General features: G+C 36.8%; 8 protein-coding genes. 5 read left to right on the top strand and 3 right to left on the bottom strand.

The genetic code is table 11. The annotated features are described in order from the left end of the window. The first annotated feature begins 65 nt into the window (after window positions 1–65). Window positions 66–2,483, top strand: a complete 2,418-nt coding sequence (locus tag MVE64_RS10760) for a S8 family serine peptidase (RefSeq protein WP_247346358.1) — start codon at window positions 66–68, stop codon at window positions 2,481–2,483. A 662-nt stretch (window positions 2,484–3,145) separates the two neighbouring features. Here MVE64_RS10760 and MVE64_RS10755 read toward each other — a convergent pair. Then, window positions 3,146–4,093 (bottom strand): acyltransferase, encoded by a 948-nt coding sequence (locus MVE64_RS10755; protein WP_247346356.1) that lies wholly within the window; start codon window positions 4,091–4,093, stop codon window positions 3,146–3,148. A 316-nt stretch (window positions 4,094–4,409) separates the two neighbouring features. Here MVE64_RS10755 and MVE64_RS10750 point away from each other — a divergent pair, with 316 nt between their 5' ends. From MVE64_RS10750 to MVE64_RS10735, 4 genes are all read left to right on the top strand, one after another. After that, window positions 4,410–6,491, top strand: a complete 2,082-nt coding sequence (locus MVE64_RS10750; RefSeq protein WP_247346355.1) for a M14 family zinc carboxypeptidase — start codon at window positions 4,410–4,412, stop codon at window positions 6,489–6,491. 211 nt (window positions 6,492–6,702) lie between these two features. Continuing rightward, the gene (locus tag MVE64_RS10745; RefSeq protein ID WP_247346353.1) at window positions 6,703–7,797 is read left to right on the top strand and encodes an NlpC/P60 family protein; all 1,095 of its coding nucleotides are present in this window, start codon (window positions 6,703–6,705) and stop codon (window positions 7,795–7,797) included. Window positions 7,798–7,814: 17 nt separating this feature from the next. Then, window positions 7,815–8,333 carry a transglycosylase SLT domain-containing protein gene (locus MVE64_RS10740; protein ID WP_247346351.1) on the top strand — a complete coding sequence of 173 codons (519 nt, stop codon included), beginning with the start codon at window positions 7,815–7,817 and terminating at the stop codon, window positions 8,331–8,333. Beyond that, window positions 8,249–9,340 carry a hypothetical protein gene (locus MVE64_RS10735; protein WP_247346349.1) on the top strand — a complete coding sequence of 364 codons (1,092 nt, stop codon included), beginning with the start codon at window positions 8,249–8,251 and terminating at the stop codon, window positions 9,338–9,340. The genes MVE64_RS10740 and MVE64_RS10735 overlap by 85 nt, the downstream gene beginning before the upstream one ends. A gap of 1,409 nt (window positions 9,341–10,749) precedes the next feature. Here the strand turns inward: MVE64_RS10735 and MVE64_RS10730 are convergent. Both MVE64_RS10730 and secA2 read right to left on the bottom strand, forming a co-directional pair. Further along, on the bottom strand, window positions 10,750–11,502 hold the full coding sequence (locus tag MVE64_RS10730; protein ID WP_247346348.1) for an accessory Sec system S-layer assembly protein: 753 nt from the start codon (window positions 11,500–11,502) through the stop codon (window positions 10,750–10,752). Window position 11,503: 1 nt separating this feature from the next. After that, window positions 11,504–13,864, bottom strand: a complete 2,361-nt coding sequence (gene secA2 / locus MVE64_RS10725; RefSeq protein WP_247346346.1) for an accessory Sec system translocase SecA2 — start codon at window positions 13,862–13,864, stop codon at window positions 11,504–11,506. Window positions 13,865–13,914 lie beyond the last annotated feature (50 nt).

The following is a 13,914-nucleotide window of genomic DNA, read 5'->3' as shown; positions in this document are numbered from 1 at the left end:
GTCATATAAAGGCTGACCTGGTTTGGGTCAGTCTTTCTATTATCTTTTAGTAAAGGGAGGCAGCTATGAGGAAACTAGTAGGATCTTTTGCCGTTATTCTTATGATTATTACTCCAGTTCATTTTCATGCCTCTGCCGAAGAAACGACTTCTGAGGTTACTGATGAATTTCTGACGAAAACAAAGCCATTGAAGGGCAATCAGCAAGAACAATCAATTAATGAAGATGCTGTTGAAAATCGTGAAATGATTATCCAAGGAAACGTAGATTTGTCTGAGTTACATTCCTTAGGTCTAGAGTTAGTTGAAACAACTGATTTATCAAGCTCAAATACGACTCTTTATACAGTTAAGATTCCTAATGAACTAGATTACGAGAATACTTTATTAAAAGTAAAAGAATTAAACGGTGTCGAGAATGCAGAGCCTAACTATAAAGTTGAAATGAGCGCTACTCCGAATGACTATTACTATTCAAATCAATGGTATATTCCAGCCCTTGATTTTCCTAAGTCCTGGAATTCATTTTCGTTTAGAAATGAAATCAAAGTGGCTGTTTTAGATACGGGAGTGAGCAAAGGCCATGAAGATCTGAAGGGGAAAGTGCTTAATGGCTATGACTTTGTAAATAATGATTCTGATCCAGCGGATGATCATGGTCATGGAACGAGTGTAGCAGGTATTATTGCAGCTATTTCAAACAATAGAACGGGAATAGCGGGAATCAATCAAAATGTTAAGATCATTCCGGTGAAGGTTAGTGATCGAGAGGGCCATTCAACTGTTGAAGACCAAGTAAAAGGAATCCATTACGCCATTGAACAAGGTGCAGATATTATTAATATGAGTTATGGAAGCTATTATTATTCTGATATTGAAAATGAAGCACTATGGGAAGCTTTTGAGCAAGGAATTACTCTGATTGGTGCAGCGGGGAATGATACTAGCAGAGAGCCGATGTATCCAGCAACATATCTACCAGTTATCAGTGTAGCTGCTACAGATCCAAGTAAAAACCTTGCCTATTTTTCAAATCGTGGTGAGTGGATTGACCTTGCAGCACCAGGAGAGGACATGTATTCACTTCATTCAGAAGGTGGTTACTCGGTCGTAAGTGGGACATCTTTTTCAGCACCAGTTGTTGCTGGAATGGCATCCCTATTATTAAGTGAACGTCCAGATCTAAATCCTAGAGAGGTAGAATGGATTCTCGAATTAGGTGCAAACGGAAGCTGGAAAAAAGACTACGGATATGGAATTCCAAATATGTATAAAAGCTTAACAACAACACTTCCAGTCGAAGAAGAAGTTTCTGGAACAACAGAAGATGCTTTTGATATTGGATACTATGAAACTCGTTCAGAAAAAATGAATTTTCCATATGATTATGATGTGTATGTGTTTAATGTGGATTCGAATACAGATGTTGATATCAGTCTTACAGGAATGTCGAATGAGCTTGACTTAAGCATTGATATTGAAAAGCTTGCAGGCTCATCTCTTGAAATGGTCGATTATATTGATGAATACGGACTAGGAAAAGCAGAATCCTATTCATTTCTCGCTTCTCCAGGCACCTATTATGTGATTATTTCTGACTATAATAACCATTGGTCATCAACACCATATCAATTAAGTGTGGTTTCTACCAATCAAAATGTTCCATTGGTAAGTCCTATAGCTAATTTTGACTCTGGTAAGTATACTCAACCGTTTGAGGTGAAATTGTCATCAACGTCAAATAAGAGAATTGTTTACACTCTTGATGGGTCTACTCCTTCTAGTGTGAATGGTCTTTCATATGTTGACTCTATTCCTGTTTATGAATCAACAACGATTAAAGCGGCTGTTATTAGTGGTACCACTACAAGTGATGTTAGCACGTTTACGTATGAAATGGATGATATGACGATACCGAACATTACGCTTCCTGTTGATCATGACCATCCTTCTGCACGTGTGATTATCCGTCGAGATGGGCTTGGGTTATACCGCAAGAACAGTGATAATACCTTCACTTATTATCGTGGTTTAACAAAAGGAGAACAACTCAAGGTATTCGGTGTCTCGGGTCATTACTATAATGTTGGCGGAGATTATTATGTTAGACATCAAGAAGGAAAAACCATTGCTTACATTGGTAGGGCGTTAATTAAAGAGCCAACTCCACTATATGATCCTAACGGAAATGTTTATCGCATGCTGCAAAAGGGAGAAGCGATTAAAGTGTATTCCTATAACGGTCAAAAATATGAAGTGGGTGGCGGCTATACCATTAAGGCAGATAAAAAGAGCTTCTACCTGATGGGATACGTAAAACCTAAAAAAGATATTGTGTTATATTCTCCAAATGGAGCAAAGCACAGTACGCTGAAAAAGGGTAATTTATATTATGTGAAGAGCATCGGTGACGGGAAAGTAGATCTTGGGAACGGATATTATGTGGTTGATCGGAAAGAGGATTTTTATTTTATAAAGAATTAGAGGGGCGACACGGTGTCGGCTCTTTTTTTATAGGGGTAAAGTTGACTTGAAAAGTCTTAAACTAACATGGTGACATAAGCTTTTGTCACCATGAAAATTCGCATCCTAATAGGTTGGTGTTCAAAAAATATAGTTAACTACCAGGGATAAAAAGTAACTGAGAGTTTAAATAAACGGAGATTTTCCGGTTAAACTGAAGAATGGAGCTCGGTTGGGGGATATAAGCGGAATTTTTCCGGTTAAGCAAAGTAAAATGGTCCATTTTTGCCTTTTTTTATTAAATAGGCGTAATTTTTCCGTCTATTTGATCTATATTTCATGATATTTTCTAATTAAGAGGAATTTTTCCGCTTATTTTAGTAGCTTATTTCCCAACAATTATTGAAGATTTGAAAATTGCCATAATTGAATGCTTTTGTTGATATAAAAAATGCTTGGAGTATATATGTCTCCAAGCATTTTGCTGTGTTGAATAACTGGCTAAATTTTAATCCTAGTGCGATTTACTGTACGAGAAGCAATGTTAATTCGTATTTTGTACTTCAGAATCGAACCCGTTAGTTTCACCTCGACAGTCCCTTTTTACGGAACAAACCTCTTCACAACCGGTATCTTTTGAAGAATCATCACGACAATCATGCTTACAAGCAAAGTGAACGTGGCTAATATCGGAATGCCAGCCAGGCACGCACGGTATGAGCGTGAATATCGTAGTTTTCCAAAAGAAGTAGGAAAATATATGGGTGAAGAAGATAAATTCCTAAGCTGGTTTTATTAATTAACGAAAATAAAAAGAACCGACCTAAATCAAACTTAAAGTCCTGGAAGAATATAAACACCGCGATAGATAGAAACACAACAGGCATATTTAAATAATGATAGAAAAATCCATCAAAGAAGCCTTCGTTTTGCACGGTTAAGTCATAAGTTCCGCGAATGATCACGATGCTTGCAATAATTGCGAGTAGATACATCACGATCTTTGTGATCCTGGACAATCCATAACGATGCAAGTAATAGCCTAAAAAGAAATAGCCGATATAGCCAGTTGCAGCTTCAACCTTTATATCCACTGTTACTTCATGAAATTTACTAATATAACTAAATACACTTGTTACGATAAAGCAAAGCAGTAAATAATATTGCAAATTTTTCTGACTTGCGCCAGCGATATACACTTTTAAAACAGGTAGGATAAGGTAAATCGCAATAATGACATATAAAAACCAAAGATGATAATAGATGTCATTTTCAAAAAAAGCTTTGGTAATCATGAAAGGATCATTGATAATGACCTCTCGATTGATTTGAACAATTAAATAAAAGGTGCTCCATCCAAGTAAGGGGATAATTACTTTACTAATGCGTTTACGGATAAAGATCATTGGCTTATCTGTTCTATCGGGATTAAGCAATAGAGCGCCACTTAGCATAAAGAAGATTGGTACACACCATCTTGTTAAAGAATCATAAATATTACCTGTCCACCAGGTTGTACTTGTTACCGTTTGGAACTTATATAAAATAGGGGCAGCAGCATGTAAAAGTACAACTGCAAAGGTTGCGACAATTCGTAAATTATCAAAATAAAAGATCCTCGATTTAGTCATGTGAAAAATCTCCTTGAAGTATATCTTCTTGTTATCTCGATTAAATTAGCTTTTGAAAAAATGGAAAAAATTATAACCATTATTTTTAGGAAAGTCGAATTCTGCAGAAAAATCCGGCTCTACCAAAGAAAAATATACCAAATAAAATCTAGTAAATCAAAGCAGAAAAAGGAAATGACATTTTTTGAAAAAATCCTCACGACAATGTCGAAATTTGATATGATTAGTAAGGTTATAGATTACGAGGTCATGAGGAGGATCTAAGGTTGAGGACGAAGCAATTATCTACTTTTTCTTTTTATTCACGTTAGTAGTATTGTTTGCACTTCCAGAAAGCACGTCTGCTGCTTCTTATGTGAACAATAATCAAGTTTATACGTACGAAATCATGGAACAGGACATTAAGGAACTTGCACAAGCTTATCCTGATTTAATTTCATATAAAGTGATTGGGAAAAGTGAGTACGGTCGAAACATCTATGCGGTCTCACTAGGAAAGGGAACTTCCGTTGTTCAGGTGAACGGATCTCACCATGCGAGGGAATGGATGACTACAATGGTCAATATGAACATGATTGATCAATATGCGAATGCCTATAAAAATGGTTCTTCTTATCATGGATATAATGTTAGATCAATTTTAAACAATTCAAAAATTTGGTTTGTTCCAATGGTTAATCCTGATGGTGTTACTTTGCAGCAATTTGGTTTAAAGAAATTTCCTAGCTCAGATCATGCAGCCATTAAAAAAATGAATGATGGTAGTATGGATTTCCGCCGCTGGAAAGCAAATGCTAAGGGGATAGATCTTAATAGACAATATGATGCTGATTGGAATAACATCTGTTGCAGTCCCGGCCGTCCATATTTTAAAAACTACCCGGGCCCAAGAGCTAATTACGCTAAAGAAACCATTACAATGGTTGACTTTACGAATAAAACAAAACCGGAAATGGTTGTAAGCTATCATAGTAGTGGTGAAATCTTATATTGGGATTTTCATCAAACCGGTTCATGGTATGACCGAGATCATGCTTTAGCAAAATATATTGGTAAAACAACGGGATATTCTCTTGTTTATCCTAAGGGATATCAATCTGGTGGAGGACTTACAGATTGGTTTATCTCACATTACAAACGCCCTGCGTTTACGATTGAAATCTCACCATATGTAGGAGAAACAAGTGTACCACTTTCTTATTTCTCAAGTATTTGGAACGAAAATAAAACAATTGGTCTTTATGCTGCAAATGAAGGTCATAAGTTATTTTTAACAAAATATAACCCGGTAAAGGCAGCAGCAACGAAAAAAGTAAACGATGCATTTTTAGCTAGTAAGTCACTAAGACCTTATCACACAAGCAATCTTAAAACGACGGCGGATATTAAGGCTACGACTTCATTTATCTCTCTATACAACAAAACAGGTAGCTTAATAAAAACAGCTGAACAATCGCTTCCTGGTTTAACAAAGAGTGACCGTGACTTCCTATCACAATACATTGTTGAAGCGAAGAGTCGTAAGCTGGATGCAGCTAGATTTATAGATGCGGTTTATGTAGGAGATCAGCTTTTAGAGCAAAAAGGTCGTTTTGCATCACTAATTAATCAAAATAAAATTGATGATAACTTCGTGGTTCAGTATAATGCGATGTCATCAAGCATTAACAAAGCTGAACAAGTGATGAGCCGTATTTATGGTAGTCAATATCGTCAATTAACCCGCGATAAGTATATTAGTCCAAGCAAAATTGCTAGAGAATCTGTTATTTACGAAGTTTCTCGATATAATCTCTTGAAAATTATTGAGAAAGAACTAAATAATGAACAACTTGAACAGATTGAAGAGAGATTCGCTGTATTAGAACGTCTAGAAGATCGTTCTGTTCAAATCAAAGAAGCAGGTAATAAATTATACCCTGGTAAATATCCTGATCATCCAGAAATTGAAGAACAGCTTGTTACTTTGAGAGATTCATTAATTCAGCAATACAAAGAAATTGTAGGAATAGATGAGACTGTTTTCTTCCAAGAAATTGAACAGTTATATGCTGATTACGAAAGCTTAACAACAATCAGCAGTGATTTAAGCATACTTGATTCAATTTATCATGCTGAAGAACAAGTAACGTTTATTGATGAATCTTCTTTAGATGCTGAATCCAAAGTATTATATGATGAAGCGATTATTAAGCTTTCTGAATTAAGCACATTTAAAGAAGTGGTTCTACTAGGTGAAGAAATCCTTGTTCTGCAGGGAGAGATTGAAGCAGGACAAAGTGATGAACAAAAACTAGCGTTAGTAAATGAAAAGCAGCAACTTTTTGTTGAGAAGATTTCTATTCTTGTGAACGAATCTATCAAACAATTATTACAAGAAACATATTCTATTCAATAAACGACATCAAAAACCCACAAATCTATTGTAAATTTGTGGGTTTTTCTCTGTTTTTAATCGAAAAATGAGATCAATTAAAGGGATGATTGTCGAACTTTATTTCATTTTGTAAAGAAACTGTAATATAAAGCGACAAATTTAACGTTACTGTAACGTAACAGAGACAATATGCTTGGTAGAATAAAGAGGTACATTTAGAGAGGTGATTGTTATGAAGAAGCACTTATTCATTTTTATGTTATGTTCGTTTGTATTTTTGGTAGCGCATTCTAAGGCCTTCGCGGATTCTACAATAAATGAACAGCAATTTATTCAAGAGAGTAAGAAGTATTTAGGAGTTCCTTATCGTTTTGGTGGAATGTCTCCAAGTGGCTTTGACTGCTCGGGATATATTAATTATGTATTAAAAGGATATGGATATTCAGTACCTAGAACCTCCGCAGATATGTATGCCTCAAGCGATCTTACAAAAGTAAGTAACCCTGAAGTTGGAGATCTTGTCTTTTTTACTACATATAAGCCGGGAGCATCACATGCTGGTATATATATTGGAAATAATGAGTTTGTTCATGCTTCATCATCTAAAGGTATTACAGTTAGCAAGCTAGAAGAATCTTATTGGAATACTAGATATCTGGGTGCTAAACGTCTTGAAGGGTTGTCTACTTATTTAAACTCTGTTGATGCAGAAGCAAAGCAGCTATGGCAAACAGCTTCTCAGCACTATATGTCATCAGACACAACAACACAAAATCAAGGTGTGTTATCAACATATAACGAAATTCGTAAGCAAGCTGATAGTGGAGCTGCGAAAGAATATGTACTAAGAACAGCTCATGTAATAGATTCAGTTAATTTATCTGCTAATTTAGCAGGAAGCACAAAGCAATTAACTAACACAATGATTACAAATCAAAATTTAACAGATGAATCAGTTAATTTATATCATCAGCATTCATCAAATATAAAGAAAAGTGAAACAGTATACAGTCGTTTATACGGTTCAGATCTACGTAAACGATTTAACACAGAATCAATCACACCAGCTAAAATTGCTAGAGAAACAGTTATCTATGAGGTATCTATGTACGGTTTACTAGATACGATTGAACAAACAGTAGAAGCTGGAAACTTAGATGAAGCTGGTAATCTACTGGAAAAGTATGATAGACTAGAAAAACGAGCGAATGAAATTAAAGCCTATGGTAATACACTTCATGTAGGATCTTACCAAAGCCTTAATGAAATAAGAACACAGCTAGAAGAACGAAAAAAGGCTGTTGAAGAGATCATTCTCTCGAACTAATAGGGGAGGAATCAGGCATGCGTAAGCTTAGTCTAAGCCTATTGATGATCGTCACGCTTGTTCTAAGTTCTATTAATCTATCATCAGTAGAAGCAGCGAATGATGAGTTATCGTATCAAAAGAAAAAAGAATTAATTGTTGAGGTAGCAAAACAATACAATATACCTCCTGAAATTTTAAAGGCCATTGCTTATAGCGAAACAGGCATGAAACAATTTGACAGCAATGGTGAACCGATCGTCAGTGATGACGGCGGAATCGGAATGATGCAAATCACTTTATCTGATCAAGAATTAGCAGATAAAAAGATAAGTAAGGAAAAGCTACTTACGGATACAGAGTACAATATTAAAATAGGTGCTCAGATCCTGAACGAAAAATGGAGTTATAGCTTCATCCCGAAAATCAATGGTCATGACCGTTCAAAAATTGAGCATTGGTACTTTGCAGTTTGGGCTTTTATAACGGACTATCAAAACGTAACGATCCAAATGAACATGCTGAGCCTTATCAAGAAAAAGTTTTTGATTATCTAAGAAGAGATAATACGGGCGTGAAAATTTCAGCAACACCTAAAATCGCAACATCTTATAAGAGTGATGGAACATTACAGTTTACAAAGCTTCAATATGATATTGATAGCTGGAATACACCTTCTATGCAAGCGTTGGAAGTTGGAGATGTGGTATATACATCAAAAAGCAGTGTAACTAATGGTGTTTCAAACCTTCGTAACTACCCTGATACTTCCGCTAATTCATCTGTTATCGCCAAAGTGGAGCCGCATAGCAAAGTGAAAATACTAGCTGGACCATATGAATCTACTAGTTCAGCAAACTTCTTTTCCTTCTTTAAAGTAAGTGTTAACGGTAAAGAAGGTTACATGGCTACATCAAATTTACAGGGAATGGAACCAGCAACACTTACAGTTCCTCATGCAACGTTCCCGACAAATCATCGTCAGCCTGTTGGTAGAGTGATCATTCGCGATGATGTTCCTTTGTTAAGAGATAATAAGGACGGAACGTTCACTATTACCGAAACAAATGAAGGAAACCCTACTCTTGTAAAAGGTGAAATGATTAAACTGTTCGGTGCCATGGGTGATTATTATAACGTTGGTGGAGACTACTATATTAAACGTTATGATCCAAACATGGTTGTGATGATTGCTCGAGCTAACACAAGAGAAAATATTAAGCTATATGTTTTAAAAGATGGTAAATTAACAGAACAAGGCACAACTTACGGACCAGGTCATAATCTAAGAGTTTATGATTATGATAGCCAATATGTCTATGTTGGCGGATCTGAAGAAACTGGATTACAGGTTCTGAAAAATGATGGTTCTGTTCTACTTTACAAAGGTTTTGCGACAGCTAAAAAGCCGGTAAACATGTATGCGCCAGATGGCTCTGTTCACAAAGTTATTCAACCAGGCGAACGTGCTAGAGTTTATTCAATAGACGGTGACAGGTTAAATGTAGGCGGCGGATATTATCTGCCGAATGATAAAGGCTTAGTTAACTATTCCCCGCATTAAAAGGAATAAAACCCCACAGAGAAAATTTTCTGTGGGGTTTTTTGTATTGAGATTTGGGATAGAATATTTTATTACTAATATGTCCGTAGTTATATATTGGGGAAATTTAGATGAAAAAGGTTAGGAGGTTATAAGAAATTATCTTTATTAGGGCTTAATTGAGAGGGAATTGAATATAGTTTGTGAATTGAGACTGGAACAGTCGGTAGAGTCAGAATGCAGTCTCGATACTGCGCGAAAGGGACAGAAACAGGTGATGGGTGAGAAAAGTAGTCTCGATACAGTGTGAATCGGGACAGGAACAGGTGGTGAGTCAGAAAGGAGTCTCGATACAGTGTGAATCGGGACAGGAACAGCCGTTGGAGTCAGAAAGGAGTCTCGATACAGTGTGAATCGAGACAGGAACAGTCGGTGAAGTCAGAAAGGAGTCTCGATACAGTGTGAATCGAGACAGGAACAGTCAGTGGAGTCAGAAAGGAGTCTCGATACAGTGTGAATCGGGACAGGAACAGTCGGTGGAGTCAGAAAGGAGTCTCGATACAGTGTGAATCGGGACAGGAACAGGTGGTGAGTCAGAAAGGAGTCTCGATACAGTGTGAATCGAGACAGGAACAGTCGTTGGAGTCAGAAAGGAGTCTCGATACAGTGTGAATCGAGACAGGAACAGTCGTTGGAGTCAGAAAGGAGTCTCGATACAGTGTGAATCGGGACATGAACAGCCGGTGGAATCAGAAAGGAGTCTCGATACAGTGTGGATCGAGACAGGAACAGTCGTTGGAGTCAGAAAGGAGTCTCGATACAGTGCGAATTGGGACAAAAATAGGTGATGGATGAGAAAAGGAGTCTCGATACAGTGTGAATCGGGACAGGAACAGTCGGTGGAGTCAGAAGGGAGTCTCGATACAGTGCGAATTGGGACAAAAAAAGGTGATGGATGAGAAAAGGAGTCTCGATACAGTGTGAATCGGGACAGGAACAGTCGGTGGAGTCAGAAAGGAGTCTCGATACAGTGTGAATCGGGACAGGAACAGTCGTTGGAGTCAGAAAGGAGTCTCGATACAGTGTGAATCGAGACAGGAACAGTCGGTGAAGTCAGAAAGTAGTCTCGATACAGTGTGAATCGAGACAGGAACAGTCAGTGGAGTCAGAAAGCAGTCTCGATACAGTGTGAATCGGGACAGTAACAGTCGGTGGTGACAGAAAGCAGTCTCGATAAAGTCTGAATCGAGACAGAAACACTCAGCGTACCCAAAAAATCTGCCCTTCATCAACCATAAATAAAAATAACAAAAAGAGGTTGGATTCAATAAGGAATCCAACCTCTTTCACTACTACAATCTATTAAGCCTTCTGCTCTCCAGTCAAAGGATACACCTTCCACTTAGATAAATCAGGCTGATGGTTCAATATCAAGTCCTTGGGAAAATAAATGTCCAAGGCTTACTAGTGTTTGCTTTTACTTCTAACTTATTTAATGTAAAAACACCTTTTGCAACGATCTGTTTATTAGCATCTTCAACAACAAGTGGAAGTTGTTCAAGATGAATGTTCTTTAAGCTACCATTTCGGATAAGCAGGGTAACCACAAGATTTTGTTCATCGTTGAATTTTGCTTCAAGCCCCATAATGTTCACTTCGTTTTGCTTAAGAGGAGGCATTTTCTCAACAAGCTGCTTGAAATGCTCTTTGCGTTCTTTTGATAGGTTTTCTTCCCAGCTTTGTTCTAAATCTAGCTGATGGACAGCATTTGGTTTCTTTTTTAATTCAAAAGCAATTTGCCAGTCTTCTAATGAAATGCCTTCTTCATTGTTCCAGCTAGATTTCTCAAAAACAAATGACCAAGGGCGGCAGCTGTTTGCAGGAAGCTCTCCGAATTTTTCCATGTCGAATGTTTCTCTTGCAACGGCCTTTTTGTCTTTGTTGAGAATTAATAAATCTAATAGCTCAAACTTAATGCCTTTCGGAAGGGTATTACGAATAAATGCTGTGACATAGATCAAGTCATCAAATTCCTCTAGCTTAATACCAGTAATCGAAATTTGGTTTTCTTTTAGCAGGTCTAGTTGGTTGTGATGAAATTGATAAACGTAATATTCTTGCTTGCTTAAATCCCAATCAGGATGAATGGATAATGTTGTTTCAACAGTTTCAGTTGTTGTCACGTTACTCATCCTCCTTTTCTACACTTTTTTTGAACGCATACACTTTTGTTGCCATATTGTATTGGAAGCTTGTCATGCTTTCGTTGAAAAGTTCGAAGCCTTCCATTGTAAATAAACGATAAGGATCTTCTTGGGCATAGCCACGTAAGTGAATGCCTTCTTTTAGGCTTTCGATACGTTCCATATGTTCAAGCCACATTTGATCTAATGTTTTGATCATGATATTTCTTACTTGGTTTTTCACTGTTTCGTCTTCTAATAGCTCTGTTAGAGAAGCAAAGAATTCTGTTGCTGTCGGCTTAACAAGTTCTAATAGTTCATCTTCTTCAAGATCAACTAGCTCATTCTTGTTTAGTGTTAATCCAAATAATTCATTGATTTGATAAATGAAAAATTCAAGTTTATCATCTTTTACGTCGATATCATCTGTTGCTGAAGATTTAACTAGATAATCAAGATATTCATTCATTTCACTTTCAAACTGCTCGGCAATCTCAGACGTGTTGAGCAGTTCATTGCGTTTACTATAAGTTACTTTACGCTGTTGATCGAGTACATCGTCGAGCTTTAATAAGTGAATTCTTGATGAGTAATGACTGTTTTCAACAGTATCTTGTACGGTTGTTAAAAATTTCAACGGATTTGGACTAAGAACTAACCCTTCTTCGTTTGTTTTAATTTTTTTCTTATATTTTTCAAGCTCTTCATCGTCAAATTGATTCATTAAGTGATCTTCTAATGACAAAATAAATTGTGTTGAACCTGGGTCACCTTGTCGACCGGCACGACCTCTTAGCTGCATATCAATACGTAAGCTTTCGTGACGTTCTGTACCAAGGATATAAAGGCCGCCAAGCTCAGCAACACCTTCACCTAGAAGGATATCTGTTCCACGACCAGCCATATTTGTTGCGATAGTGATCATTCCTTTTTGACCAGCAATAGATATCATCTTCGCTTCTTCTTCAGCACTTTTTGCATTAAGCAGCTGGTGTTTCACAAATTCTTTTGTTAACAATTCTGAGATGGTTTCTGATTGCTCGATCGAGGTTGTCCCAATTAAAATTGGTCGACCTGTTTCGTTCATTTCTTTAACCAGTTGTACGACTTTATTATATTTTGACTCTAGATCCTTATAGATTAAGTCTTCTTGGTCAATACGTTGGTTTGGACGGTTTGTTGGTACACTCACAACATCCATGCCGTACGTTTCTAAAAACTCTTTTTGAGCAGGAAGGGCACTACCTGTCATACCGCAAAGAGTTGAGTACATTCTAAAATAGTTTTGAACCGTAACAGATGCTTGTGTAATATTTTCTTCATTAATTTTTAAGCCTTCTTTAGCTTCAATCGCTTGATGAAGACCGTAGCTTAAGCTTCTGCCTTCCATAACACGACCTGTGAAGGAGTCAACCAATTCGATTTTTCCGTCGCGAATAATATAATCGCGATCTTTTTTGAAGATAAAATGTGCTTGTAGAGATTGGTTGATGAAATGATAAAGTACTTGGTCGTTAGCACTGTAAATGTTATCAATTCCAAAAGCCTTTTCAATTTTAGCAGCACCTTGCTCTGTTAAATGAACTTGTCTGTAAGAAAGATTCAATTCATAATCTTCTTCTTTTTTAAGAGATTTAACGAGCATAGACGAAATGGCGAAAAGTTCAGATGAAATAGTCGATTTGTTCGCAATAACTAATGGCGTTCTTGCTTCATCAATTAATGTGTTATCAATTTCATCGATAAGGGCAAAATGATGACCGCGTTGAACTTTGTCAGCTTCACTGAGTACCATATGATCACGTAAATAATCGAAACCGAATTCAGTTCCAGTTCCATACGTAATGTCAGCAGCATATGCAGCCTTTTTCTCAACAGGTGATAAATCAGCAACATTTAAACCAACGTTTAATCCAAGGAATTGATGAATTTGTCCAATTAACTCAAAATCACGTTGTGCTAAGTATTCATTTGAAGTGATGACGTGAACGCCTTTTCCTTGAAGAGCGAATAAATAACTTGGAAGAGAAGCCATCAATGTTTTCCCTTCACCCGTTTGCATTTGCCCGATGTTACCGTCTGTTAAAACAAGACCACCTAATAGCTGAACGTCATAATGGCGCTGATTAATAACACGTGATGCGGCTTCTTTTACAACAGCAAAAGCTTCAACACGAATGTCTTTTAACGTTTTACCATTCTGTATCGCCTCTTGAAATTGTGCAGTTTTAGCACGTAACTCTTCATCAGTTAAAGCTTGTAGCTCTGCTTCTAATGCATTAATTTGTTTTACTAGTTTTTCTAACTTTTTTATTTCAGAACGAGACTTTAATTTTGTATATTGATTTAACATAACTGACATGTCTGATTCCCCATTTTTCTCTAATGTTCGACCATAATTATATCATAACA

Source organism: Metabacillus endolithicus (assembly GCF_023078335.1).
In the GTDB taxonomy this organism is placed as follows: Bacteria; Bacillota; Bacilli; order Bacillales; family Bacillaceae; genus Metabacillus; species Metabacillus endolithicus.
Note: the sequence above shows the minus strand (reverse complement) of the source record. Positions and strands in the feature narration are given on the sequence as shown.